The sequence below is a fragment of the Streptomyces lincolnensis genome, assembly GCF_001685355.1.
In the GTDB taxonomy this organism is placed as follows: Bacteria; Actinomycetota; Actinomycetes; order Streptomycetales; family Streptomycetaceae; genus Streptomyces; species Streptomyces lincolnensis.
This window is the reverse complement of sequence record NZ_CP016438.1, coordinates 7,812,840-7,837,887: the sequence shown is the minus strand read 5'-3', so window position 1 is coordinate 7,837,887 and position 25,048 is coordinate 7,812,840. Positions and strand designations below refer to the sequence as shown.

General features: G+C 71.1%; 22 protein-coding genes. 16 read left to right on the top strand and 6 right to left on the bottom strand.

Translation table 11 applies throughout. The features are described from left to right. Positions 1–48 precede the first annotated feature (48 nt). Genes SLINC_RS34650 through SLINC_RS34635 form a run of 4 tightly spaced genes read left to right on the top strand, consistent with a single transcriptional unit; the run spans position 49 to position 3,784 of the window. On the top strand, positions 49–2,421 hold the full coding sequence (locus SLINC_RS34650) for a nitrate- and nitrite sensing domain-containing protein (RefSeq protein WP_067441767.1): 2,373 nt from the start codon (positions 49–51) through the stop codon (positions 2,419–2,421). A gap of 11 nt (positions 2,422–2,432) precedes the next feature. Next, positions 2,433–2,864 carry a roadblock/LC7 domain-containing protein gene (locus SLINC_RS34645; RefSeq protein WP_067441763.1) on the top strand — a complete coding sequence of 144 codons (432 nt, stop codon included), beginning with the start codon at positions 2,433–2,435 and terminating at the stop codon, positions 2,862–2,864. 1 nt (position 2,865) lies between these two features. Beyond that, complete coding sequence (locus SLINC_RS34640; RefSeq protein ID WP_067441762.1) at positions 2,866–3,225, top strand: DUF742 domain-containing protein; 360 nt, start codon at positions 2,866–2,868, stop codon at positions 3,223–3,225. Then, positions 3,212–3,784 (top strand): GTP-binding protein, encoded by a 573-nt coding sequence (locus tag SLINC_RS34635; protein ID WP_067441759.1) that lies wholly within the window; start codon positions 3,212–3,214, stop codon positions 3,782–3,784. Before SLINC_RS34640 ends, SLINC_RS34635 begins: the two co-directional genes overlap by 14 nt. 242 nt (positions 3,785–4,026) lie before the next feature. Here the strand turns inward: SLINC_RS34635 and SLINC_RS34630 are convergent, their stop codons facing one another. Both SLINC_RS34630 and SLINC_RS34625 read right to left on the bottom strand, forming a co-directional pair. Then, entirely contained in the window at positions 4,027–5,535 is a 1,509-nt protein-coding gene (locus tag SLINC_RS34630) for a M81 family metallopeptidase (protein WP_067441755.1), read from the bottom strand. 65 nt (positions 5,536–5,600) lie between these two features. Continuing rightward, a complete protein-coding gene (locus tag SLINC_RS34625) occupies positions 5,601–6,779 on the bottom strand; it encodes an ROK family transcriptional regulator (protein WP_067441751.1) in 1,179 nt (392 codons plus the stop codon). Positions 6,780–6,955: 176 nt separating this feature from the next. On the opposite strand from SLINC_RS34625, the gene SLINC_RS34620 reads away from it, so the two are divergent. The 6 genes from SLINC_RS34620 to SLINC_RS34595 all read left to right on the top strand — a co-directional run bounded on the left by SLINC_RS34620 (position 6,956) and on the right by SLINC_RS34595 (position 14,599). Continuing rightward, positions 6,956–8,695 (top strand): peptide ABC transporter substrate-binding protein, encoded by a 1,740-nt coding sequence (locus SLINC_RS34620; protein ID WP_067441748.1) that lies wholly within the window; start codon positions 6,956–6,958, stop codon positions 8,693–8,695. Then, positions 8,695–9,654 (top strand): ABC transporter permease, encoded by a 960-nt coding sequence (locus SLINC_RS34615; RefSeq protein WP_067441745.1) that lies wholly within the window; start codon positions 8,695–8,697, stop codon positions 9,652–9,654. Before SLINC_RS34620 ends, SLINC_RS34615 begins: the two co-directional genes overlap by 1 nt. A 32-nt stretch (positions 9,655–9,686) precedes the next feature. Then, a complete protein-coding gene (locus tag SLINC_RS34610; protein WP_067446018.1) occupies positions 9,687–10,535 on the top strand; it encodes an ABC transporter permease in 849 nt (282 codons plus the stop codon). Beyond that, positions 10,532–12,190, top strand: coding sequence for a dipeptide ABC transporter ATP-binding protein (locus SLINC_RS34605; protein WP_067441742.1), 1,659 nt, complete (start codon positions 10,532–10,534; stop codon positions 12,188–12,190). The genes SLINC_RS34610 and SLINC_RS34605 overlap by 4 nt, the downstream gene beginning before the upstream one ends. A 5-nt stretch (positions 12,191–12,195) precedes the next feature. Continuing rightward, positions 12,196–13,110: an ROK family protein gene (locus tag SLINC_RS34600; protein WP_067446016.1), complete on the top strand. Its 915-nt coding sequence runs from the start codon at positions 12,196–12,198 to the stop codon at positions 13,108–13,110. 109 nt (positions 13,111–13,219) lie between these two features. Continuing rightward, entirely contained in the window at positions 13,220–14,599 is a 1,380-nt protein-coding gene (locus tag SLINC_RS34595; RefSeq protein ID WP_067441739.1) for a glycoside hydrolase family 43 protein, read from the top strand. 68 nt (positions 14,600–14,667) lie between these two features. Here SLINC_RS34595 and SLINC_RS34590 read toward each other — a convergent pair whose 3' ends face one another. Next, a complete protein-coding gene (locus SLINC_RS34590) occupies positions 14,668–15,624 on the bottom strand; it encodes an ABC transporter substrate-binding protein (RefSeq protein WP_067441736.1) in 957 nt (318 codons plus the stop codon). A 337-nt stretch (positions 15,625–15,961) separates the two neighbouring features. Here SLINC_RS34590 and SLINC_RS34585 point away from each other — a divergent pair, with 337 nt between their 5' ends. The 4 genes from SLINC_RS34585 to SLINC_RS34570 are packed head-to-tail and all read left to right on the top strand — an operon-like array spanning position 15,962 to position 20,061. Then, positions 15,962–18,529: a sensor histidine kinase gene (locus SLINC_RS34585; RefSeq protein ID WP_067441733.1), complete on the top strand. Its 2,568-nt coding sequence runs from the start codon at positions 15,962–15,964 to the stop codon at positions 18,527–18,529. Continuing rightward, positions 18,526–19,005 (top strand): roadblock/LC7 domain-containing protein, encoded by a 480-nt coding sequence (locus tag SLINC_RS34580; RefSeq protein WP_067441730.1) that lies wholly within the window; start codon positions 18,526–18,528, stop codon positions 19,003–19,005. The genes SLINC_RS34585 and SLINC_RS34580 overlap by 4 nt, the downstream gene beginning before the upstream one ends. 35 nt (positions 19,006–19,040) lie before the next feature. Further along, a complete protein-coding gene (locus tag SLINC_RS34575; protein WP_067441727.1) occupies positions 19,041–19,472 on the top strand; it encodes a DUF742 domain-containing protein in 432 nt (143 codons plus the stop codon). After that, on the top strand, positions 19,459–20,061 hold the full coding sequence (locus SLINC_RS34570) for a GTP-binding protein (RefSeq protein ID WP_067441724.1): 603 nt from the start codon (positions 19,459–19,461) through the stop codon (positions 20,059–20,061). Before SLINC_RS34575 ends, SLINC_RS34570 begins: the two co-directional genes overlap by 14 nt. Positions 20,062–20,076: 15 nt before the next feature. On the opposite strand, the gene SLINC_RS34565 is transcribed toward SLINC_RS34570, so the two are convergent. Genes SLINC_RS34565 through SLINC_RS34555 form a run of 3 tightly spaced genes read right to left on the bottom strand, consistent with a single transcriptional unit; the run spans position 20,077 to position 22,618 of the window. Next, positions 20,077–20,745, bottom strand: a complete 669-nt coding sequence (locus tag SLINC_RS34565) for an ABC transporter permease (protein ID WP_067441721.1) — start codon at positions 20,743–20,745, stop codon at positions 20,077–20,079. Further along, positions 20,742–21,449, bottom strand: a complete 708-nt coding sequence (locus SLINC_RS34560; protein ID WP_067441718.1) for an ABC transporter permease — start codon at positions 21,447–21,449, stop codon at positions 20,742–20,744. The genes SLINC_RS34565 and SLINC_RS34560 overlap by 4 nt, the downstream gene beginning before the upstream one ends. Next, entirely contained in the window at positions 21,446–22,618 is a 1,173-nt protein-coding gene (locus SLINC_RS34555; RefSeq protein ID WP_067441714.1) for an ABC transporter ATP-binding protein, read from the bottom strand. Before SLINC_RS34555 ends, SLINC_RS34560 begins: the two co-directional genes overlap by 4 nt. Before the next feature lie 666 nt (positions 22,619–23,284). On the opposite strand from SLINC_RS34555, the gene SLINC_RS34550 reads away from it, so the two are divergent. Next, positions 23,285–24,238 carry an ATP-binding cassette domain-containing protein gene (locus tag SLINC_RS34550; RefSeq protein WP_067441711.1) on the top strand — a complete coding sequence of 318 codons (954 nt, stop codon included), beginning with the start codon at positions 23,285–23,287 and terminating at the stop codon, positions 24,236–24,238. Positions 24,239–24,300: 62 nt separating this feature from the next. Continuing rightward, positions 24,301–25,047 (top strand): ABC transporter permease, encoded by a 747-nt coding sequence (locus tag SLINC_RS34545; RefSeq protein ID WP_067446014.1) that lies wholly within the window; start codon positions 24,301–24,303, stop codon positions 25,045–25,047. The last annotated feature ends 1 nt before the right edge of the window (position 25,048 follow it).

Genomic DNA, 25,048 nt, shown 5'->3' with positions numbered 1-25,048 from the left:
TCTCCCCTCCCCACTCCCCGCTTCCTCGCTGATCGCCCAAGGACGACCATGTCTGCACGGACAGGTGCCCGGCGCCGCCTCGGCTCCATACGTCTCTCCCTCATCCTCCTGGCGCTGGTCCCGAGCGTCACCCTCGCCGCCCTGTGGGGTCTGACGACGGCGCAGATGTTCTCCGAGGGCCTTCACCTGCGCTCGCAGACGGAGCTGAGCCGGTCGACCGGCGCGATGGGCACGGAGGCCACCCTCGCGCTCCAGCTGGAGCGCGGCGCGTCGGCGTCCTGGCTGGCCAAGGAGCCCGGTTCCCGGGCGCGGCTGGACCAGGCGCGCAAGGCCACCGACACGGCGGTCGCCAAGCTCGTGGGCCGGTCCGACGAGATCAAGCGGGCTCCCGCCCGGATCGCCGACCGGCTGTACTCGGTGGTCGGCTCGGTGAGCAGCCTGGAGTACTACCGGGGCCAGGTGGACGACCCCACCGACATCACCGCCGCGCAGGCCCTCGACCAGTACACCTCGATCATCGACGACCAGATCCACGCCTTCCAGGAGCTCTCCCAGGTCGACGACGGCGACCTCACCTCGCAGGCCGGTCCGCTGGTCGCGCTGGAGCACGCGGCGGAGCTGGTCTCCCAGGAGAGCGCGCGTCTGACGCTGGCCTGGCCGTCCGGGCGGCTCGACGAGACGGACTGGACCGAGTTCGCCCAGCTGGTGAGCACCCGCCGCTGGATCGTCGAGGACCAGATCGTCCCCTCGCTGCGCGGCACCGCCAAGACGCAGACCGAGCGGATCCTCCAGGGCGCGGACTGGCAGGCCCTCCAGGCCGTCGAGGACCAGGTGCTGGCGGCACGGCCGGACGCGTCGGGCCAGGTGGTCCTGCCCGACGCGAAGAAGCGGTGGAACACCGCCCTGGACCGAGTCTCCGACCAGTACTCGGCGCTGATCCAGCGGCAGACCTCGGGACTGCTCACCCGCAGCGCCGACAAGGCCGACGAACTGCTGCTGACGGCCGGTTCGCTGAGCGTCGGCGGGCTGGTCGCCCTGCTGGTGTGCGTCGGCATGTCCTGGCGGATCACCCGCTCCCTGTCCCGCCGGCTGGGTGGTCTGAAGCGGGCCACGCTGAGCCTCGCCGAGGAACGGCTGCCGGACGTGGTCCGCCGTCTGGACCGGGGCGAGACGGTCGACGTGGATCTGGCGGCGCCGCCGCTGGACTACGGCTCGGACGAACTCGGCCAGGTGGCACAGGCGTTCAACACCGCGCAGCGCACCGCGGTGGTGACCACCGTGGAACTCGCCGACACCCGGCGCGGGTTCCAGAAGGTGATCCTCGGCATCGCCCGGCAGAGCCAGAACCTGGTCAACCGGCAGCTGAGCCTGCTGGACGCGCTGGAGCGCGAGCACCAGGACCCCGACGTCCTCAAGGGCCTGTTCGAACTGGACTCCACGGCCAGCCAGTTGCGCCGCTACGAGGAGAACCTGGTCATCATCAGCGGTGAGCAGCCGCGCCGCAGCTGGACCGAGCCGGTCGCGCTGATCGACATCCTGCGCAGCGCGGTCGGTGAGGTCGCCGAGTACCAGCGGGTGGAGGTGCACACCGACGAGGAGGTGTGCCTGGCCCCGCCGGCCGTCGCGGACGTGATCCATCTGCTGGCCGAGCTCATCGACAACGCGACCGCCTACTCCCCCGCGCCCAGCCCCGTCGGGGTACGGGCCGCGATGGTGGCCAAGGGCCTGGCCGTCGAGGTCGAGGACCGGGGCCTGGGCCTGTCCGAGGACGACTACGCCGCGTTCAACGAGCAGTTGGCCGAGCCGCCGAAGTTCGACGTGGTGGCACTCGCCGGCGATCTGCGGCTCGGCATGTTCGTGATCGCCCGGCTCGCCGCCCGGCACGGCATCACCGTCACGCTGCGCTCCTCGCCGTACGGCGGCACCACGGCGATCGTGCTGGTCCCGCACGACATCGTGGTGCCCGAGCCCCTCCCCACGGGCGCGGAGGACGAGAAGCCGGAGACGACGGACGAGAGGGTGCACCCGGAGCCGGTGTCCGCCGCCCGTACCGCCCGGCCCCTGCTCACCGCGCGGACGGCGGCCGTCGCGCCGCCCGCACCGGAGTCCAGACCGGCCCCCGCCGTCGTCCCCCGCACCGACGGGCTCATCCCGCTGCCCAGACGGGTGCCGCAGACCAGTCTGGCCGCCGAACTCCGCGAAGAGGCCACGACCGCCGAGCCGGACGCCGACGACGACTTCACCGCGGAGCACGCCGCGTCCTCACTCGCCGGGTTCCAGAGCGGCACGCTCCGGGCCCGGGACGAGGACGAGCCGGTGCGGGACGATCCGGAGGGACCGGCCCCGCCGGAGCCCGTCGGTTCCCGTGCCCCCGCGGCCGGCCCGGCCGCCCCCCAGCCCTCCCCGACCGACCGCTCATGAAGGACACCGCAATGACACGCCCCACCCCCGCCACGAACACCCAGCTGGACCAGTTGCTCACCGGTCTCGTGGACCGGGTCGCCGACGTGAACCACGCCGTGGTGCTCTCCGAGGACGGGCTGGTCGTCAGCCGGTCCACCGGGTTCGTGCGCGACGACGCCGAGCGGCTGGCGGCGACCGCGTCCGGGCTGATGAGCCTGAGCAAGGGCGTCAGCATGGACTTCCGCGGCGGTCCGGTCCGCCAGGCACTGATCGAGATGGCCAACAGCTTCCTGATCCTCACCTCCGCGGGCCCCGGCGCCCACCTGGTCGTCCTGACCGGTCCGAACGCGGACGTCGGTGTGGTGGCGTACCAGATGAACATGCTGGTGAAGAAGATCGGCGAGCACCTGAGCGCGGCTCCGCGGGCGCACGTCGGCCCATCGACCGCCGCCGGCGAGTGAGATGAGCGGAAGCGACGCGGCGGGCCGGCTGGTGCGGCCCTTCGCCCTGACCGGCGGACGGACCCGGCCCAGCCGCGCCGACTTCACCCTCATCACGACGGTGACCGCGGTGGACCCGCCGCCGGAGCGGGCCCCCCGGCCGCAGCCCGAGCAGGCCCGGATCCTGCGCCGGTGCGCGCGGCCGGTGGCCGTGGCGGAGGTCGCCGCCCTGCTGGACCTGCCGGTGAGCGTGATCGTCATCATGCTGTGCGATCTGCTGGAGGCCGGTCTGATCACGGCCCATCCACCGCATCCCGTCTCGCCCCGCACCCCGAACCTGGACCTGCTTCAGAAAGTGAGGGACGGCCTTGGCCGGCTCTGACACCGCCGTTCCGGCGGCACCCGACACCGTGAAGATACTGATCGCCGGGGGCTTCGGCGTGGGCAAGACCACCATGGTCGGCTCGGTCAGCGAGATCGCCCCGCTGCGCACGGAGGAGTCGCTGACCTCCGCGGGTCTGGGGATCGACGACCTCGACGGCATCGAGGACAAGAAGGCCACGACCGTGGCTCTGGACTTCGGCCGGATCACCATCAGCGACGAGCTGGTGCTGTATCTGTTCGGCACCCCGGGGCAGCAGCGGTTCTGGTTCATGTGGAACGACCTGGCCATCGGCGCGCTGGGTGCGGTGGTGCTGATCGACGTGCGCAGACCGGAGGCGAGCTTCGCCGCCGTCGACTTCTTCGAGCGCCGGGGCATCCCGTTCGTCGTCGGTGTCAACGGCTTCCACGGCAAACATCCGTATCCGCCGGAGGACATCCGGGAGGCCTTCGCGCTGCCCGCGCACGTCCCGGTGCTGCTGTGCGACGCGCGCGAGCGCGGCTCGTGCCGGGACGTGCTGATCGCCCTGATCGACCAGGTGATCGCGGCGGCGGCCTGAGAGCCTGTGTCACATCCCCAGCCGGATCAGCGCACGTCGTCTGGTGCGTGCGATCGCAAGGCGCCGAAGCGCCCTCGATGGGGTCCCCCCCCGCGCGAGGTTGTTCGAGCGTGGGGGAGGAGCCACGTGGGCGTTTCGGCAACGCAGCTGGGGGTCCCCCCTCTGGGGGAGTGCGTGCCAGGCGGCGGGCGCCCGGCTGGGGATGTGACACAGGCTCTGAGCGCCGGTGCCCGGCCCGGCGGCTACTCGTCGGGCCCGGTGAGCGGTGCGTCGCTGGGCGCGATGATCCGGGCCGTGAGGTCGGGGTCGGGCATCTGCGGGTCGAACGGGAACAGCGGCCTGCGGACCCGGCGGTGGCCGAGCCGGGTCAGGTCCTGGTCGACGCCGCCCGGGGTGAGCGCCATCTTCCAGTCGGCGGCCATGGCGAACAGTTCGGGCTCCAGGTAGCCGATCTTCACGACGACGACCTCGGCCGCCCGGGGGTCCAACTCCAGGTCGGTGAAGTCGTGTTCGTGGTGGTACGGCTTGCGCAGCCGCGTCAGGATCACCTGGACGCCGCCCACCGTGAGCACCACCTCGGTCTCCGCGTCCCGGTCGCCGTGCCGGACCGCGTGGACCACACCGGTCAGGGTGAGCGGTCCGGCGTGCCGGTCGTCGACCTCGGCGCCCGCGGTGACGGTGACTCTCGCGCCGACGCCCGCCCGCACGGCCGTGTCGACCGCTGCCGGGCCCGGGAGCGAGGCGTAGATGACGGTGGGACCGGTCGGGTCCTTGAACTCCGGTCGTTCCAGGATGCGTCGGAGTCCCCAGGTGACGTCGCCGGCGCCGCCCGCCGTCGGGTTGTCGCCGGTGTCGCTGACGAAGTACGGGCGCTTGGCGGAGGCCAGGGCCGCGTCCAGGCACTCGTCCAGGGTGCCGGTCGGGGCGACGAACTCGAAGGCGTGGCGGGCCTTCCAGAAGCCTCGGGCCAGCCGCTGTGCCCCGGAGGTGACCGCGGCCTCGTCGTGTCCCGTGACGACGACCGCGGCCCGGTTGCGGGGTTCGTCCGCCCACGCGTAGCCGACCCAGATCGCCGCGTCCGTCACGCCTTCGGCGGCCTCCACGTCCTCGACGGCCGCGTAGACGCTTCTGGCCGGTTCGATACGGGTGGAGGTCTGCTCGCCGGCCAGCAGCACGGGTACGGGGATCCAGGCCTTGAGGGGGCGGGGGGCGCCGCTCGTCAGGTGGTCGACGAGGTTGCGGGCGGCCCGCTCCTTGGTGTCCATGGCGTCCTCGTGCGGGGCCATGCGGTAGCAGGTGATCAGGTCGGTGCGGTGGACGAGGGCGCGGGAGACGTTGCCGTGCAGGTCCATGGAGGTCGAGACGACGGTGTCGGGGCCGATGACCTTTCTGACGCGGTGCAGGAGGTCGGCCTCGGCGTCGTCCAGGTTCTCGACGGTCATGGCGCCGTGGATGTCGAACCAGAGGCCGTCCAGGGGGCCCAGGTCCTTCAGCCGGGTGAGGAGTTCGTCGGTCAGGTCGGCGTAGGCGGTCGCCGTGACGGTGCCGCCGGGGAGCGCCTTGCCGACGAGGGCGCCCTGCCAGTCCGCGGCGGCCCGCAGGGGTTGGCCCGGGGCGAGGAAGGGGTAGCGGGTGAGGACGTCGGGGCCGCGGAGGGGGTGGAAGGCGGGGGCGGTGGTGCGGGCCGGGGAGAAAGTGGAGGATTCGATGCCGAGGCCTGCGATGGCGATTCTGGGGCGGGAAGGGGGCATGGCGTGCTCCTGGTCGTACGTCGTCTGCGGGGGCGTTGCGGCTGGTCGCGCAGTTCCTCGCGCCCCTAGGTGGGTGATCGCATCCCCGAACTACCTGTGACCGTTTGCATCGCCTCCGCCAGTGCTCGTTGCAGGGCGAACTGGCCCGCGCCCGCCAAGCCGGCATCCGCGCCCAGCAGTGCTCGTTCGATCACCAGGTGCTCGGTGACAAGCGGATGGCAGCCCTCGTACAGCTGGCTGCGTACCGCCGCGACGAAGGGCTCCAGGGTGGAGAGGATGCCGCCGAGGTACACGGCGTCGGGGTTGAAGAAGTTGATGTTGGCGGCGAGGACCTGGCCGAGGTAGCGGCCGGCCTGGCGGACCGCTCGGGTGGCCTCGGGGTCGGCGTCGGAGGCGAGTCGTACGACGTCCTCGGTGGAGGCCACGTCCAGGCCCCGCTCGCGCAGGGTCCGCACCAGCGCGGCGCCGGAGGCGACGGTCTCCAGGCAGCCGGTGTTGCCGCAGGAGCAGGGGATGTCGTGACCGGCCTCGACGCGGACGTGGGTGATCTCACCCGCGGCGCCGCTGCCGCCCCGGTAGAGCCGCCCGTCGGCGATGACGCCCGCGCCGATCCCGGAGCCCGCCTTCACCATGATCGCCTGGCGGTGCCCGGCGGGGCGGACGCTGTGCTCTCCCACGGCCATGCAGTTGGCGTCGTTCTCGATGGCGACCGGTACCCCGAACCGCTCCTGGAGCCAGTCCCGTACGGGAAACCTGTTCCAGCCGGGCATGCGGGCGGGCAGGGTGACCAGGCCGGGTTCGACGTCGACCGGGCCGGGGAGGCAGAGGCCGACTCCGCGGAGCAGGGCCCGGCCGTGCCGGTCGGCGAGGCCTTCGAGGGTCTCGACCAGTGCGGGCAGCGCGGCCTCGGGTCCGGCAGCCGTGGCGAACGGCACGGTGGAGACGTCGGTGAGTCCGCCGCCGGGGTGGACGACCCCCACATGGGCGTGCTTGCCGCCGAGTTCGGCCGCCACGGCGTATCCGTCGCTGCCGCCGAGACGCAGGACCTTGCGCGGGCGTCCGCCGGTGGAGTTCCGGGTGCCCTCCTCGGCGACCAGCCCGTAGTCCACCAGCTTGCCCACCGCGAACGAGACCGTCGACGGGGCGGCGCCGAGCACTTCGGCGAGCTCCGTTCGGGTCGCCGCCTGCCCGGAGGCGAGCAGTTCGAGGATGCGCGCGGTCAGCGCGGAACTTTTTTCAGGCATGGACGAAGTTACTTCCGTCGGCGGCGGTCGGGACAGCGAGCGTAGGCCGCGGAAGACCCCTCACTGCTTTTTCCAGACCAGCAGTAACAGGCTTTTTACAGCGGCACGCCTGTTTCTTCGAACTCTCGGGGCGTTCACTGGCTGCCACCCCGCTTCTGTTCCTCCCTAGGAGAACCATGTCCCCTGCTCGCACGAGACTTCTCACCGTCGCCGCCCTCGGCGCGGGCACGCTGCTGCTCGCTGCCTGCTCCGGGACGAGCGGCACGTCGTCGGCGTCGAAGGACACGATCAACTACGCGCTGCCCGCCAACTTCACGCCGAACTGGATCCTGCCGATCGGCACGGCAGCGCATCTGAACACCAACAACCGCTCCATCGCGGACAGTCTGTGGGAGCGGCTCGTCGCCTACGACGGCTCCACGGGCCGGATCGCGTGGAACAAGAAGGCGTCCATCGCCACCGCCGCCGACTTCGCCGCCGACAACAAGAGCGTGACGATCACTCTCGGCGACCGGCACTGGAGCGACGGAAAGCCCATCACCTCCGCGGACGTCCAGTTCTGGTTCGACCTCATCAAGGCGAACAAGACCGAGTGGGCGGGCTACACCCCCGGCCAGGCGCCGGACATCTGGACGTCCTTCAAGGCCGTCGACGACCGCCACTTCACGATCACGTTCGACAAGGCCTACAACCCCCAGTGGATGCTCGCCAACGAGCTGAGCGAGGTCACGCCGCTGCCGCGGCACGTCTGGGACAAGGGCGACGCCAAGAAGACCTGGACCTACCTCAACGACGCCGCGAAGAACATCTCCGGCTATGCCTCGAACCCGTTGTGGAAGGTCATCAGCGGCCCCTACGCGGTCAAGTCGTTCTCGACGGCCGGCAAGGTGGTCCTGACCGCCAACACGAAGTACGACGGCGGCGAGAAGCCGGGCATCCCGACGGTGAACCTGCTGCCCTTCACCACGGCCGACGCCGAGAAGAACGCGCTGCGTTCCGGCAGCGTCGACTACGGCTACATCGAGGCGACCGACCTCGACCAGAAGGAGAGCTTCACCGCGCAGGGCTACGAGGTGAAGCCGTGGTCGGGCTGGGCGATCACCTACATGCCGTACAACTTCAACAACCCTTCCATGGGTGCCGTGTTCAAGCAGCTGTACGCCCGGCAGGCCGTCCAGCACTCGATCGACCAGGCGAGCCTGGCGAAAGTCGTCCTCAACGGGACGGCGGTGCCGGGCTACGGGCCGATCCCGCAGGGGCAGGCCTCGGACTTCCTCTCGCCCGTGCAGAAGGACAACCCGTACCCGTTCTCGACGGACACCGCCAAGTCCCTGCTGACCAGCCATGGCTGGACCGAGCAGGGCGGGGTCATGACCTGCTCCGAACCCGCGAAGTGCGGCGCGGGCATCGCCAAGGGCACGAAGTTCGAGATGGGGGTGCTCTCGCAGTCCGGGTCGACGGTGACGGACAACATGATGAGCGCGATCCAGTCCTCGCTGGCGAAGACCGGCATCAGGTTCTCCATCAAGACCGCGCCGGTCAACTCCGTGCTCTCGCAGACCCCTCCGTGCACCTCCGGCCAGTCGATCTGCAAGTGGCAGCTGAGTTTCTTCGGTACGGCGGGCAGCTGGTACTTCAGCGCCTTCCCCACCGGTGACTCGCTGTTCCAGACCGGTGGCGGTTCGAACTTCGGCGGTTACTCCAACCCGGAGGTCGACAAGCTCATCTCCGCCTCCACGACGTCGACTTCGAACCAGGCCATCCAGGACTACAGCGCGGCCCTCGCCAAGGACCTGCCGGTGATCTGGCTGCCGGAACCCGTCTACCAGGTCTCGGTCGTCAGGAACGGCCTCGGCGGGTTCTCCCAGGACTCGCTCGCCAACTTCCACCCGGCGCAGTGGAAGTGGACCGACTAGTGGAGACCCTCCTCTACCTCGTCCGGCGGCTCCTCCAGGCCCTCGCCGTGATCCTCATCGTCACGATCGTGGTCTTCTGCCTGCTGCACGCGCTGCCCGGGGGTCCCGCCCGCGGGATCCTCGGCCCGCAGGCGACGGCCCAGCAGATCGCCGCGTTCAACCACGAGCAGGGGCTGGACCGTTCGCTGCCCGTCCAGTACGTCCTGTATCTGCGCGATCTGGTGCAAGGGGACCTGGGGACGTCGTACACGTTGAACGAGGCCGTGTCGCGGCTCATCGAGCAACGCCTGCCGAAGACCCTGGTGCTGACCGTGCTGTCCGCGCTCGTGGGGCTGCTGCTGGCGGTTCCGCTCGGTATGTGGCAGGCGGTGCGGCGCAACAAGCCGGCGGACTACGTCATCACGACGCTCAGCTTCGTCGCGTACTCGACGCCCGTGTACTTCCTGGGGCTGATCCTGGTGATGCTCTTCACCCAGGCCCTGCGGTGGTTCCCCTCGCAGGCACCCCAAGGGGACACGCTGGCCCAGGTGTTCGCGGATCCTGCGGGGCTGGTGCTGCCGGTCGTGACGGGGGCCGCGTCGATGGTGGCCGTGTTCAGTCGGTACATGCGGGCTTCGACGCTGGAGAACCTGTCCGAGGACTATGTGCGGACCGCGCGCGCGGGTGGGGCGGGGCGGTACGCGGTGCTGTTCCGGCACGTGTTCCGGAACTCGCTGACTCCTGTGGTGGCGATGCTCGGGTACTACGTGCCGGTGCTGTTCGGGGGTGCGTTGGTTGTTGAGCAGTTGTTCAACTACCCCGGTATGGGGCTGCTGTTCTGGTCTGCCGCTCAGTCGTCGGACTATCCGGTGTTGCTCGGGTGTGTGCTCGTGATTTCTGTCGCGACTGTTGTGGGGTCCTTGCTGGCGGATGTGGTGCAGCGGGTTGTTGATCCTCGGGTCAAGGAGGTGCGGGTGTGAGCGGTCGTGTTGAAGCCGCGGGTCGGTGGGGGCTGATCGCGCAGTTCCCCGCGCCCCTGGGGGCGCGCTTCGCGCGCAATCGGCTCGCTGTTGCCGGGCTGGTGGTCGTGTTGCTCTTCTTCCTGTTCTGCTTTGTCGGTCCCCTCGTCTACTCCACCGATCAGACCCATACCGATCTCACCCAGGTGAACCTGCCGCCCAGCGGGGCGCATTGGCTCGGTACCGACGCCGTCGGGCACGACCAGCTCGGGCGGCTGATGTACGGCGGGAAGGTGTCGCTGTTGGTGGGGCTCGCGGCCGGGGTGCTCGCCACCGTGATCGGGGCGGTGTGGGGTGCGGTCGCCGGGTATGCGGGCGGGTGGGTGGACGCGGTGATGATGCGGGTGGTGGACGCGGGGATCGCGATTCCGGCGCTGTTCATCCTGCTGGTCGTCTCGGCCATCACCAGTCCGGGGACGGTCGGTCTGATCGTGATCCTGGGTCTGGTGTCGTGGCTGGTGCCGTCCCGGCTGGTGCGGGCGGAGACGCTGACGCTGAAGAACCGGGACTACGTGCTGACGCTGCGGGCGACCGGCGGTACGCACGGGCGGGCGATCCGGCGGCACATCCTGCCCAACTCGGTGTCGACGATCGTCGTCGCGGCCACCTTCCAGGTCGCCGACGCGATCCTGCTCGTGGCGTACGTGTCGTATCTCGGCCTGGGTGTCCAGCCGCCGGCGACCGACTGGGGCGGCATGCTGTCGGCCGGTCTGACGGCCGCGTACTCCGGGCGCTGGTGGCTGATCGTGCCGCCGGGCCTCGCGATCATCCTCGTCGTGTGCGCGTACAACGCGATCGGCGACGGACTGCGCGACGCCTTCGACGTGAAAGGACGCTCATGAACGACATCCTGGAGATCGACGGCTTGGGCGTGACCTTCTCGACGGAGACCGGCGAGGTGCCGGCCGTGCGGGACGTGTCGTTGCGCGTCCGGCCCGGCGAGACGCTCGCCCTGGTCGGCGAGTCCGGGTCCGGCAAGTCCACGGTGGCGCTCGCCGCGATGGGGCTGCTGCCGGGCAGCGCGCGGACTTCGGGGCGCGTCGGGATCGACGGCACGGACGTCGTGGGCGCCCCGGAGGCCGCACTGGCCCGGCTGCGTGGCCGTACGGCGTCGATGGTGTTCCAGGAACCGGCCACCGCGCTGGATCCGCTGACCCGGGTCGGCGCGCAGATCGCCGAGGTCGTACGCAATCACCGTGACGTCTCCCGGTCCGAGGCCGCCCGTGAGGCGGTCGAACTCCTGCGCAGGGTCGGCATTCCGGAGCCGGAGCGGCGGGCCTCGGCGTTTCCCTTCCAGCTGTCCGGCGGGCAGCGGCAGCGGGTCGTCATCGCCATGGCGATCGCCAACTCCCCCGGTCTGCTGATCGCCGACGAGCCGACCACCGCGCTCGACGTCACCGTGCAGGCCGAGATCCTGGATCTGCTGCGGCGGCTGGCGGCCGACTCGGGGACCGGCGTGCTGCTGGTCACGCACAACATGGGCGTGGTCGCCGACTTCGCGGACCGGGTGGCGGTGATGCTGCGCGGCGAGGTCGTGGAGACCGGGCCGGTGGAGGAGGTGCTGCTGCGGCCGACGCACACCTACACACGCAAGCTGCTGGCGGCGGTGCCGCGCCTGCGCTTCGACGGCGAGGGCGTGCCCACGGCGACAGCGGACACCGATCCGGCCGACCCGGACACCCCGGTGGTGCGGCTCCGGGACGTCGGCGTGCGGTTCGGGCGCGGTCCCCGTGCCGTACAGGCCCTCGACGGGGTGTCCCTCGACGTCCGTCCGGGCGAGACCGTCGGGCTCGTGGGCGAGTCCGGGTCGGGCAAGTCCACGGCGGCCCGGGTCGCGCTGGGGCTCGTCGCGCCGGCCGCCGGGTCGGTGTCCTTGTTCGGCAGCGACCTGGGGCGGGCGCGGGGCCGGGCACGGCGGGCCCTGCTGTCCGGTGTGGGGGTGGTGCTCCAGGATCCGGTGGCCTCGCTGGACGCGCGGATGAGTGTGGCCGAGTGCGTGGCCGAGCCGCTGCGGATGCACCGGCGGGGCATGTCGGCGGCCGAGCGGCGGGAACGCGTCGGTGACGCCCTCGAACTGGTGCGGCTGCCACGGGAGTTGGCTGGGCGGGGGCCGCGTGAGCTGTCGGGCGGTCAGCGGCAGCGGGTGAGTCTGGCGCGGGCGCTGGTGCTGCGGCCTCGGCTGCTGGTCGCGGACGAGCCGACCAGCGCGCTCGACGTGAGCGTGCAGCGGACGGTCCTGGAGGTGATCGCCGAGTTGCAGCGCGAACTGGGGTTCGCCTGCCTGTTCGTGTCGCACGATCTGGCCGTGGTGCAGGAGTTCGCCCGGCGGGTCGTCGTCCTGCGGGCGGGCCGGGTCGAGGAACAGGGGCCGGTCATGTCCACCCTGCTGCGGCCTGAGACGGAGTACACGCGGCGGCTGATCGCCGCCGTACCGGTGCCGGATCCGGTGGCGCAACGGCGTCGGCGTGCGGCACGGCGGACGGAGGCCACCACGTGACGTGCGTGGTCGCGGGCGTCGACATCGGCGGCACCAAGACCCGGGTCGCCCTGTGCGCGCCGGACCTGACCGTCGTCGACCGCCTGGAGGTGCCTACCCCGGCGGCCGCGGGCGGGACGGCGATGGTCGGGGCCGCGCTGGACGCCGTAGGACAGCTGCTGGGCCGCGGGGACGCGCGGCTGCTGGGTGTCGGGGTCGGGGCGGCGGGGGTGGTGGACGCGCGGACCGGGCGGATCCTGGTGGCCAGCGACTCCTTCCGCGACTGGGCCGGGTTCGGGGTGACGGCGGCCGTCGAGGCGGCGCTCGGGGTGCCGGCCTTCCTGGACAACGACGTCAACGCGTTCCTGCGCGGCGAGGCGGCGGCCGGTGCGGTCGCGGGCGAGCGGCAGGTGCTCGCGATGACGCTCGGCACCGGGGTCGGCGGGGCGCTGTGGCTGGACGGCACGCTGTACGACGGTCCGCACGGGGCGGCGGGCGAGATCGGGCACATCCCGGGCTTCGGCGGGCTGCCGTGCACCTGCGGCGGCCGGGGCCATCTGGAGACCCTGGCCTCCGGACGGGCGATCGCCGCCCGGTACGGGGAGCGCACCGGGCGGGACCTGAGCGCACGGGAGGTGGCCGACGCGGCGGCGGCCGGTGATCCGCAGGCGCGCGCCGTGTACGAGGACGCGGGAGCGGCCGTGGCCCGGGCCATTCTGGTCACGGCGGGACTGCTGGACGTCACCACGGTCGTGATCGGCGGCGGCGTCAGCCGGTCCTGGGCGCTTCTCGGGCCGTCGGTGGAGCGGGCTCTGGCCGCCGAACCGCCGGTCAGCGGGCACCCGGTGCGGGTGCTGCCCGCCGGGCTCGGCGGGGACGCGGTGGCGGTGGGTGCGGCGGCGCGGGCGCGGGCGGAACTCACGGAAATCTGTGAAGCGTGACGGGAGCATTGACGCGTACGCGACGCACCTCTACCTTCTGGTCGATTCATCGAACTCTGTTCGATATCTCGACCTCTCGGCCGACAGGCCCGCGCCCCCTGGAGAGCCCATGCCCCGCCCCTCCCGCAGACAGTTCCTCGGCATGACGGCCACCGTGCCGCTGGCCGCCACCGGTGCTCTGACCCTGGGCGCCGGGACCGCCCACGCCGCCGACTCGGCGTACGTCATGGGGTACTTCACCGAGTCCCCGGACATGCTGGCCGCGAACTACGGCCTGCACCTGGCCGTCAGCACCGACGGGCTGAACTGGACCCCCCTCAACCAGAACAACCCCGTCGTCACCCCGACCGCCGGGGCCGGCGGGCTGCGCGACCCCTTCATCCTGCGCAAGCAGAACGGCACGTTCGTGGTGCTGGCCACCGACCTGAAGGGCACCGACTGGACCTACAACAGCCAGTACATCCATGTCTGGGACTCCACCGACCTGCGGTCCTTCACCGGCTACCGGCGGCTGAAGCTGCACGACATGGTCACCCACAGCTGGGCGCCGGAGGCCTACTGGGACGCGAGCCGCGGCCAGTACGGGGTGATCTACTCCTCCGTGAACAGCAGCGGCCACAACGTCATCATGGTCAACTACACCGGCGACTTCGTGACCGCGAGCGCCCCTCAGGTCTTCTTCGACCCCGGCTACGACGTCATCGACGGGGACCTGGCGATCGGCGTGAACGGCGTCAACTACCTCTACTACAAGCGGAACTCGACCCTGGTCGGCGCCCGCTCCACCTCGCTGAACCCCGGCAGCTTCACACCCTTCAGCACCCCGGTGTCACACGGCGGCACCGAGGCGCCGACGCTGGTGAAGTCCCTGACGTCCGGCAGCACCTGGTACCTGTGGGGAGACACCTGGAGCCCCAACGGCGTCTTCTACGCCTGGCAGTCCAACGACCTGGCCGCCGGCACCTGGACGGCCCTGGACCAGAAGACCTACACCCAGCCGCTGAACTCCAAGCACCTCACGATCCACCCGATCACCACGACCGAGTACACCAACCTGCTGACCAAGTGGGGCACTCCCACCTGGAACCGGCTCAAGTCCTACAACTTCCCGGCGCGTTACGTCCGGCACGCGGACTACGTCGGCCGGATCGACCCGTACGCCTTCGACCCGTACACCGACTCCCTGTGGAAGCTGGTCCCGGGCCTCGCGGACGGCGCGGGCGTCTCCTTCCAGTCGGTGAGCCACCCGACCCGCTATCTGCGGCACTACAGCTACGCCGTCCGGCTCGACGAGAACGACGGGACGCCTGCGTTCGCCGGGGACGCGACCTTCTACCGCACGGCCGGGCTTGCCGACTCCGCCTGGTCCTCGTTCCGGTCGTACAACAACCCGACCCGGTACCTGCGGCACACCAACTACGTCCTGCGGATCGACCCCGTATCCACGGCCACGGAACGGCAGGACGCGACCTTCCGGGTCGGTTACTGAGGCCACACGCACGGCGCGGGTGCTCCCGTGGGGGAAGGCACCCGCGCCGGTACGTCAGCGGTCCCGCGTCAGTCCAGGCCGTTCGTCTTCAGCCAGGCCTTGGCGACGTCGAGCGGGTCCTTGTTCTCCAGCTGGACCTGGAGGTCCATCTCCAGCAGCGTCTTGGTGTCCAGCTTGGCCGAGACCGCGTTGAGGGCGGCGACGCCGTCCTTGGAGAGGCCGGACTTGTAGACGAGCGGGGTCACGTTCGCGAAGCCGAAGAGGTTCTTCGGGTCCTTCAGGACGACGAAGTTCTCCCTGACGATGGTCGGGTCCGTGGTGAAGATGTCCGCGGCCTGCACGGTGTTCTTCGCCAGCGCCGCCTGGGTCAGCGGGCCGCCCGCGTCGAGGGCCTTGAACGACTTGAACTCCAGGCCGTACTCGGACTTCAGGCCCAGCAGGCCCTGGTGCCGGGTCTGGAACTCCGGCGAACCGCCGATGACCATCTCCGGGGCGATGTCCTTGAGATCGTCGAGCGTGGACTCGGCGGTCAGCTTGTACTTCTTGGCGGTCTCCGCGTTGATGCTCACGGAGTCCTTGTCCTCGGCCGGCGCCGACTCCAGCAGCGTCAGCTTCGAGTCCAGCTTGGCCTTCGCGGCGGCGTTGACCGCCGCCACCGACGCCTGCTCGGCCTTCGGGTCCAGGTAGGACAGCAGCGAGCCGTTGTACTCCGGCAGGACCGTCACGGAGCCGTTCTTCAGCAGGCCGTAGGTGGTCTCGCGGCTGCCGATGTTGAGCTTGTACTCGACCTTGACGCCCTTGGCCTTCAGAGCCTCGCCGTAGATGTCGGCGAGCAGGGTGGACTCGGGGAAGTTGTTGCCGCCGACGACGACGGTGCCGCCCTCGGCCTTCTCCCCGGCGAGGGGGTCGGAGGTGTCGTCGGAGGAACCACAACCCGCCAGCAGGGCCGCGGCCGCGGCGAGCGCGACGGCGGCCACGACGGGATGGTTCCTGAAGGACCTGCTGTGTACGGCGGTAGAAGTCACGATTTCCGTTCCGGACTTGAAGTGGTGCGCGGAAGCTCTTGTACTGATCCAATCCAGCCGGTTCTCGGTCAGTCAAGAGAGGCCTGATTACCAATTGGCTTCGACGTCCGACCCATTGTGAAGGCCGGGTAAACCGGCCCTCCACCGAACCCGCCGAAGGTGGGCGCGTCGTAATCGATTCTTGACGCAGGGCGCCGTAAGCGCTTGTCCGAAAAGGCTGTAGTCTCGCGGACGTTGGCGCCGGTCACAGCGGGGTGCGGGGGCCGCCGTCCCGTATCGATCAGAAACGGTCACGCGAGTTGCTCGCGCGCCGTGCGACTCCCCTGAAGGAGGCCCGGTGTCCACGACAGAGGTGGGCGCACCCGCCCGGCCGGCACCACGGTCGGTCCGGACCGGCATCCGGGGTTTCGCCGACCGATGGCCCTTCCGCCGCAAGCTCAACATCCTGGTCGGCGTGCCGCTCGCCGTGGTCGCCGCACTGCTCACCTACCTCATCGTCGACCAGGTCGACCAGGCCCGGGACGCGGCCGGCGCGGCCCGGCTGGTCCGGGACAGCGCACAGGTCGCTGAGCTGGTGGACCGGGTGGAGACCGAGCACCAGCAGGCCGTCCTGCTGTCCGTGCGCTACGAGTCCACCGGCCCCGGCTGGCGACCCTCCACCAAGGACTACCGCACGGCCCAGGCCGCCGTGGACGCCCAGGTCGAGAAGGTGCGCGAGACCTTCGGCGACCGGCTCCCGGCCACCGAGGCGCAGGCGCTCAAGGAGATCAACGGCCTCAGCAGTCTGCGCGAGACCGTCGAGAAGGCCTATCTGCCCGCCGACAACATCGACCCGGCCTACACCAACGCCTCCCAGGGCCTGATCGACGGCCTCGGCCTGGACCACAACGCCTCCCTCGCCGGTACCTTCACCGGCAACCTGCTGGACTCGCTGCTGCGCGCCGACGCCGCCCACAGCGCCTTCGAGACGGCCGTCTTCTCCGCGCGGACCGGGGACAGCAACGCCCTCATCGAGTTCATCGGCGCGGTCGGCTCCGAGAACGAGTACACCCACCAGGCCGACCGCTTCGCCCGGTTCGCGTCCGAGGAGCAGGTCAGCGAGCTGGGGGGCATCGAGCACAACACGGCCCAGGCGACCATCGACCGGGACTACGCCGAGCTCCAGATCGACCCCAGCAACCTCCAGGCCGACACCCCCCAGGAGATCCGCCGGGCCTTCACCGCGGCCCTCGACTCCTACCCCGACTACCGGGCCCAGTCCGACAACCGGCTGAAGATCACCGCCTCGCTCATCGACCAGATCGCCGACCGCGCGGACGACGCCTCCAGCGACGCCGCCTGGCGTGCCACGCTGCTGCTGGGACTCGCCCTGCTCGGCTTCGCCGTGTGGATCGCCTTCGCCGTGCTGGTACGCCGTTCGGTGGTCCAGCCGGTGCACGCCCTCACCGGGGCGGCCCGGCAGGTCGCCGAGGTCGCCGGGCGCGAGCTGGCCCGGGTGGCCGACGACGACGCCGAGGACGACGCGCCGCCCCGGCTGCACGAGGTGCCGGTCACCGCGAAGGACGAGATCGGGGATCTCGCCGCGGCCTTCAACCACGTCCAGACCACCGCGTCCGCGCTGCTGGAACGGCAGGTGCACAGCCGCCGCAACGTCGCCGAGATGTTCGGCAACGTCGGCCGCCGGGTCAGCAACCTCACCACGCGGCAGCTCGCGCTGATCGACGCGGTGGAGCGCGGCGAGACCGATCCCGCGCTGCTGGAGCGGCTCTACTCCATCGACCACATCGCGGTCCGGCTGCGCCGCAACGCCGACAGCCTGATGCTGCTCGCCGGCATCCGCGAGACGGTCCTCGACTCCGGTCCCACCGAGCTCACCAACGTCGTACGGGCCGCCCTCGGCCAGATCGAGGGGTTCCAGCGGGTGCAGCTGCGCGCCTGGACCGACGTCATGGTGCAGCCCGACATCATCGGCGACCTCACGCTGATGGTGGCCGAACTCGTCGAGAACGCCGTGCAGTTCTCCCCCGCGGGCAGCCCCGTCGAGGTGATGGTCAGGACGGGTGACGGCGGTGCGACGGTCGTGGTCGCCGACCACGGTCTCGGCATGAGCGCCGAGCGCCTCGCCGAGGAGAACGCCCGCCTCATCCGCCGCGAACGGCTCGACGTCGTGCCCACCAAGGTCCTCGGCCTCTTCGTCGTCGGCACCCTCGCCCGCCGCTGGGAGGTCGGCGTGACCCTCTCCCGCACTCCCGGAGGCGGCCTCACCGCCGAGGTGGCCATCCCCTCGTCCCTCCTGCTGACGATGAGCCCGGTGGCGGTCGCCTCCGGCGGTTCGACGCGGGGTCCGGCGGTGCGTACGTCCGACGGCGCGCTGTCAGGGGCGGGAGCCGGTCCGGTTTCCGGCCGAGCCGTCGAGGCGGCAGCCGCTCCGGCCGACACGACTCCGGCCGACGACGGGCCCGCTCCGCCGCTGCCGCGCAGGGTGCCCCAGCGCGACGCCGACACGACGGACACGGCCGACGCCCCCGCCGTCCCCCAGGCACGCGACGGCGGGACCGTGACCGCGCCGGACTCCGGTGACGGTGACGGTGACGGGACCCGGACCCTGCGCCGCCGCGTCCGCGGAGCCACCCTGCGGACCACCTTCGGCGCCGACCCCGACCAGCCCGCCGTACGCCGGGCGGCGCCGAGTCTCCTCGACGCGGAGGCCGTCCGGACCTCGCTCGACGAGTTCGAGGCGGCGGTGGAACGCGCCCACCGCGACACCGAGACCGGCAACCACCGACGACCCACGTTCCGCGCCGACGAAGCCGCGACCGGCCACCCGGCCACTTCCCGTGACCCCCAGACCGCATCCAACCCCCCGCACCAGCACAACCACTCCCCGGAAGGAGCGGAGCAGTGAGCACGTCGACGACAGGTGACACTCCGACGGGAGGCACCACGCCGGCCGAACTGCAGGCCGCCGCGGCCGACTTCACATGGCTGTTGAATCGCTTCGCGACCGAGACGGCGGGTGTCGTGGACGCCATCGCCGTCTCCTCCGACGGCCTCCTCATCGCCGTGTCCGAGCTGCGTGAGCCCGCCGACTCCGAGCGCCTCGCCGCGATCGTCTCGGGCATCACCAGCCTGGCGGCCGGAGCCTCCGGCAACTACGGGCTCGGCGGCCTCAACAAGGTCATCATCGACCTGGAGGGCGGCCACGTCCTGGTCTCCGCGATCGGCAGCGGCGCCGTACTCGGCGTGGTCACCGACAAGGAGGCCAAGCTCGGCAACATCGCCTACGAGATGACGCTGTTCGCCAACCGCGCGGGCAGCGCGCTCAGCCCCCAGCTGGTGCTGGAGCTGAAGAACAACGTCGGCGCCCCGAAGAAGCGCTGAGCGGGCACCGCCCGGCCGAGGAGGACGAACAAGCGATGGCGGACGGCCGCACTCCCCCCGGTGCGGGCGACCCGGGCCCCGACCCGGTCGGCCCCGCACCGGCCGTACGGCCGTTCCTGGTCACCGCCGGCCGGGTGGCACCCAGCGCCAGCGACCGGACGATGCCCGTCGAGACCCAGGTGGTGGCCACCGCCGAGGGTCTCGCCGAGCTCGACGGTCTCGCGTTCGAACAGCACGACATCGTCGCCGCCTGCCGTCGGCCGCAGTCCATCGCGGAGATCGCGGCCCGGCTGCGGCTGCACCTGAACGTGGTGCGGATCCTCGCCGAGGACCTGCGCGCGGCGGGGCAGTTGACGGTGCACGTGCCCGACACCGGCGCGACCCACGACGCATCCGTTCTGCGCAGACTCATCGAGGGTCTGCGCGCGATCCCCGACTCCCGAGGGGTACTCCGTGACACCGACTGAACCGGCCACCCGGCCCGGGGGCCCGCAGGCCGCCGCCGTACGACCGCCGCTGCCGGTCAAGATGGTGGTCGCGGGCGGCTTCGGGGTGGGCAAGACCACCGCCGTCGGCTCGATCTCCGAGATCGAGCCGCTGACCACCGAGGCGGCCATCACGGAGGTCGCGGCGGGTGTGGACGACCTCAGCCACACCCCGCGCAAGACCACGACCACCGTCGCGATGGACTTCGGCTGCATCACCATCGACCCGACCCTGAAGCTGTACCTGTTCGGCACGCCCGGCCAGGAGCGGTTCGGGTTCATGTGGGACGACATCGTGGAGGGGGCGGTCGGCGGACTCGTCATCGTGGACACCCGCCGCCTCGACGACTGCTACGCGGCCGTCGACTACTTCGAGCACCGCCGGATCCCGTTCGCCGTCGCCGTCAACGCCTTCGACGGCAAGGTGGAGCACTCCCTGGACGAGGTCCGCTGGGCCCTCGACGTCAACGACCGGGTCCCCCTGCTGGTGTTCGACGCCCGCGAGCGCGGCTCGGTCCGCGACGCCCTGCTCGTCGTCCTGGAACAGGCCCTGGCGCGCACGCAGGCGTGAAGCGACCCCAGGTCCCTAGTTGCTCCTGCGCACCCCCGGTGAGACCGCGACCCGGTTCGCGATCCAGAACAGGCCGAGGGTGGCGAGGGCCATGACGGCGACGAGGGTGGCGCCGCCGACGACCTTCTCGTAGTTGCGCTGGTAGAGGCCGTCGACGATGTAGCGGCCGAGGCCGCCGAGGGAGACGTACGCGGCGATGGTGGCCGTCGAGACGATCTGGATGGCCGCCGAGCGCAGGCCGCTGAGGATCAGCGGGAGGGCGACCGGGAGTTCCACCTGGAGCAGGACGCGGGACTCGTGCATGCCCATGCCGCGGGCCGCGTCCACCGGGGAGGGGTCGACCGAGCGGACCGCCTCGTAGGTGGTGACGAGGATCGGCGGGACGGCGAGGATCACCAGCGGGATCATCACCGGCAGCAGACCGAGGCCGAGGCCGATGAACATCAGTACGAGCAGGCCGAAGCTGGGCAGGGCCCGGGCGGCGGTGGCGATCATCGCGAGCGCGTTGCCGCCGCGGCCGGTGTGTCCGGTCACCAGGCCGATGGGGAGGCCGATCCCGGCCGCGATCGCGAGGGCCAGGAGGGAGTACCAGATGTGCTCCCACAGCCGGGTGGGGATGCCGTCGTAGCCCTTCCAGTGGGCGCTGTCGCTGAAGAAGGCGTTGATGAAGTTGAGCACGTTCACCGGGACACGTCCTCCAGGGCGACGGCGGCCGGGTCGGGACGGTCGGCCTTCGGTTTCGGGCGGGCCCCGCTCGGCATCCAGGGCGTGAGCAGGATCCGCAGACCCACCAGCAGTCCGTCGATGAGGATCGCGAGGACGGCCGTGGTGAGGACCGAGTTCACGGCGAGTTCGGTCCGGTGGTAGAAGAGCGCGTCGGTGAGCAGGTTGCCCAGCGCGCCCTGGTTGCCGATCAGGGCGCCGACGCTGACGAGGCTGATGCTGGAGACGACGGCGATGCGCAGGCCGGCGATGATGGCGGGCACGGCGATCGGCAACTGCACCTGGACGTACCGGCGGACGGGTCCGAAGCCCATGGCCTCGGCCGCAGCCAGCGTCTCCTGCGGCACGGACCGCACCCCGTCGACGATCGCCGGGACCAGCACCACCAGGCTGTAGACGCCCAGCGGGATCATCACGGTGAGTTCGCTCTGGCCGGTGTAGTCGATGAGGACGACGAAGAAGGCCAGCGAGGGGATCGCGTACAGCACGGTCGTCACCCACAGCACCGGCGGGTACAGCCAGCGGAACCGCACGCAGAGCTGGGCGAGCGGCAGCGCGAGGACCAGTCCGGCGAGGACCGGCAGCAGGGCTTCCCTCAGGTGCAGTCCGACGAGGCCGATCCAGCTGTGCTGGAGGTCGCTGGGGATGTCGAAGAAGCCGTTCATCCGGTGACCTTGGTGACCTCGGGGTCCGTGCCGCCCCCGGCCGGGACGGTCCTGGCGTTCTCGCGCCCCTCGGCGTGGGCGCCGCGGATCGCCTCCCCGATGGCCTGCTGGGAGACGACTCCGGTCGCCCGCCCCTCGGTGTCCACGGCGACGGCCCAGCCGGTCGGCGAGAGGACGGCGCAGTCGAGCGCGGCCCGCAGCGAGTCGGTCCCGGCCACGAACGGGCGGCCGTACGGCAGGAGGTCCGCGGGCCGGACGCCGTCGGCGGCCAGCTCCCGCGGCTCGCCCCAGCCGAGCGGCCTGCCGCCCTGGTCGGTGACGAGGAGGTAGGGGGCGTCGCCCGTGTCGCGGGCGGTGATCTGCTCGGCGGTGGCGTCGACGGCGACGATCGGCGCGGTGAGCAGGTCCAGTCCCGCCGAGGAGAAGAAGGACAGGCGCCGGATGCCGCGGTCCGCGCCGAGGAAGTCCTCGACGAACTCGTCCGCGGGGTGGGACAGCAGTTCGGCGGGCGGGGCGAACTGGGCGAGGTGTCCGCCGGTGCGCATCACGGCGACCATCGTGCCCAGCTTGACGGCCTCGTCGATGTCATGGGTGACGAAGACGATGGTCTTGCCCAACTCGTCCTGGATCCGCAGGAGTTCGTCCTGAAGTCCCTTGCGGACGACGGGGTCGACGGCCGAGAACGGCTCGTCCATGAGCAGCACCGGCGGGTCGGCGGCGAGCGCCCGCGCGACTCCGACGCGCTGCTGCTGGCCGCCGGAGAGCTGATAGGGGTACCGCTTGGCGAGCGCGGCGTCGAGGCCCACCCGCTCCATGAGCTCCCGGGCCCGGGCCCGGGCCTTGTCCTTGCCCCAGCCGAGCATGCGGGGCACGGTCGCGATGTTGTCGACGATCGTGCGGTGCTGGAAGAGCCCGGCGTTCTGGATGACGTACCCCATGGACCGGCGCAGCGTGTTCACGGGCTGCTGCTGGATGTCCTTGCCGTCGAGCAGGATGGTGCCCTCGCTCGGCTCGACCATCCGGTTGATCATCCGCAGTGTCGTCGTCTTTCCGCAGCCCGAGGGGCCGACGAGGACGGTGATCGAGCGGTCGGGTATCTCCAACGAAAGCCGGTCGACCGCCACCGTGCCGTCCGGGTACCGCTTGGTGACTGCATCTATCCGTATCAAAACGCCGAATACCCTTCGGGATTGGCCATATCCGACCATTCTGGACCACATCTGTCCGGGCCGCTGCGCGAAGAGTCTAGACGGCTCATGTTGCGGGCGTTTTGACGGCCGAGGCCCCGTTCACCGGGTCGGCACCCCTGCGCCGATCCCCCGGACGTGCTGTGGACAGCCTGTGAGTCCGCTGATTCTCAGCGTCCCGCAGGCGCGGCTCAGGGATCCCCCAGGCACAGCACCCATCGTCACTGCCGCCGGCCGGGCCGGCCGCCTACTCGGTCGCGGCGGCGGGCTCCACGCCCAACGGCACGAATCCGACGGCCGGGCCGAACACCGGCGGCGGTATGGGCGGCGGTCAGCGCCCGAGCGGCGCGCCGGGCGGGACGGGGCAGACCGGCTCCGGCGGGCAGGCCACGGGGCAGCCCCCGTCCGGCAGCGGCTCCTCCTCCGGGTCCGGCGGGCAGACCAGCGGAGGTACGGGCGGCGGAACCCAGGTCTCGTCCGCGATGATCACGTACCTGAAACGGAGATCTCCACCTGGGTCGAGAAGAACGGCACCGCCGTCTCCGGCTACAGCGGCCTGTGCCGCCTGGACGCGTCCGATGTCGGCTGAGGGGGCGCTGATACCGCGGTGAAACCGCGCGGAAGCCGGTCTGCCGCAGGCTCCACCGCATGAACCCGACGCATCCGGCCATCGAGGCCACCGGCCTGAGCAAGGCGTACGGCGAGAAGGTCGTCCTGGACGGCATCGGCCTCCGCGTCCCGCGCGGGACGATCTTCTCGCTGCTCGGTCCGAACGGGGCCGGCAAGACCACCACCGTCCAGATCCTCTCCACTCTCATCCGGGCCGACGGCGGCACCGCCCGGGTGGCCGGGCACGACCTGGCCGCCGCACCGCAGTCCGTACGCGCCGCGATCGGGGTCACCGGCCAGTTCTCCGCCGTCGACAACCTGATCACGGGCGAGGAGAACATGCTCCTCATGGCGGACCTGCACCATCTGGACCGCCGTGAGGGCAGGCGGGTCGCCGCCGCGCTCCTGGAGCGTTTCGACCTGACGGAGGCCGCGCGGAAGCCCGCCTCCACCTACTCGGGCGGTATGCGCCGACGCCTCGACATCGCGATGACGCTCGTGGGCTCCCCCGAGGTGATCTTCCTGGACGAGCCGACCACCGGTCTCGACCCGCGCGCCCGCCACAACATGTGGCAGATCATCCGCGAGCTGGTCGCCGACGGGGTCACGGTCTTCCTCACCACCCAGTACCTGGAGGAGGCCGATCAACTCGCCGACCGCATCGCGGTGCTGAACGGCGGCCGGATCGTCGCCGAGGGCACCGCGGACGAACTCAAGCGGCTGGTGCCCGGCGGTCATGTCCGGCTGCGGTTCCTGGACCCGGCCGAACTGGCCCGCGCCGCCGCCCTGCTGGACGTAGGGCTGCGCGACGACGAGGCGCTCACCCTCCAGGTCCCGGGCGACGGCAGTGTCCCCACCCTGCGCGCCCTGCTGGACGTCCTGGACAGCCATGCGGTCGACGTGGACTCCCTCACCGTCCACACCCCCGACCTCGACGACGTCTTCTTCGCGGTCACCGGCCGCCCCGAGCACGAGAAGGTGCGCAGCCGTTGACCACCGCCGTCCCGCCCACCGCCGCCCCGCCCGCCGTCCCGCACCTGCGCGACTCGCTCACCATGCTGCGGCGCAACCTGCTGCACGCCCGCCGCTACCCCTCGATGACGCTCCAGGTCGCGCTGATCCCCGTCTTCCTGTTGCTGCTGTTCGTGTTCGTCTTCGGTTCCGCGCTCGGCTCGGGGACCGGCCAGGGCGACCGCACCGCCTACCTCTCCTACCTGGTCCCCGGCATGCTGCTGATGACCGCGGGCGTGGGGGCCGTGCCGACGGCGGTCGCCGTGTGCACGGACATGACCGAGGGCATCGTGGCCCGATTCCGCACGATGGCGATCTCCCGGGCGTCGATCCTGGTCGGCCATGTGGTCGGCAGCGTCATCCAGACGATGATCACCCTGGTCCTGCTGGTCGCGGTCGCGTTCGCCATCGGCTTCCGTCCCGACGCGAGCCCGGTGGAGTGGCTGGCGGCCTGCGGACTGCTCGTGCTCTTCGTCCTCGCGCTGACCTGGCTCTCGGTCGCCCTGGGGCTGATCAGCAAGACGCCCGAGGGCGCCAGCAACGCTCCCCTGCCGATCTCGTTCCTGCTGCCCTTCGTCAGCAGCACCTTCGTCCCCGTCGACTCGATGCCGTCCTGGATCCGCTGGTTCGCCGAGTACCAGCCGTTCACCACGGTCGTCGAGACCGTGCGCGGACTGCTGACCGGCCCGGGCATCGGCCACAACGCCTGGATGGCCGTGGCGTGGTGCGTGGGGATCGCGGTCCTCGGCTTCGTGTGGTCGCTGCGCCTGTTCGACCGTGACACCCGCTGAC

Coding starts and splice junctions, on each gene's coding strand:
- SLINC_RS34645 (WP_067441763.1), top strand. CDS start 2,433: ATGACACGCCCCACCCCCGCCACGAACACCCAGCTGGACCAGTTGCTC.
- SLINC_RS34630 (WP_067441755.1), bottom strand. CDS start 5,535: ATGCCCCCTTCCCGCCCCAGAATCGCCATCGCAGGCCTCGGCATCGAA.
- SLINC_RS34625 (WP_067441751.1), bottom strand. CDS start 6,779: ATGCCTGAAAAAAGTTCCGCGCTGACCGCGCGCATCCTCGAACTGCTC.
- SLINC_RS34605 (WP_067441742.1), top strand. CDS start 10,532: ATGAACGACATCCTGGAGATCGACGGCTTGGGCGTGACCTTCTCGACG.
- SLINC_RS34575 (WP_067441727.1), top strand. CDS start 19,041: ATGGCGGACGGCCGCACTCCCCCCGGTGCGGGCGACCCGGGCCCCGAC.
- SLINC_RS34650 (WP_067441767.1), top strand. CDS start 49: ATGTCTGCACGGACAGGTGCCCGGCGCCGCCTCGGCTCCATACGTCTC.
- SLINC_RS34620 (WP_067441748.1), top strand. CDS start 6,956: ATGTCCCCTGCTCGCACGAGACTTCTCACCGTCGCCGCCCTCGGCGCG.
- SLINC_RS34640 (WP_067441762.1), top strand. CDS start 2,866: ATGAGCGGAAGCGACGCGGCGGGCCGGCTGGTGCGGCCCTTCGCCCTG.
- SLINC_RS34595 (WP_067441739.1), top strand. CDS start 13,220: ATGCCCCGCCCCTCCCGCAGACAGTTCCTCGGCATGACGGCCACCGTG.
- SLINC_RS34560 (WP_067441718.1), bottom strand. CDS start 21,449: ATGAACGGCTTCTTCGACATCCCCAGCGACCTCCAGCACAGCTGGATC.
- SLINC_RS34545 (WP_067446014.1), top strand. CDS start 24,301: ATGCTGCGGCGCAACCTGCTGCACGCCCGCCGCTACCCCTCGATGACG.
- SLINC_RS34550 (WP_067441711.1), top strand. CDS start 23,285: ATGAACCCGACGCATCCGGCCATCGAGGCCACCGGCCTGAGCAAGGCG.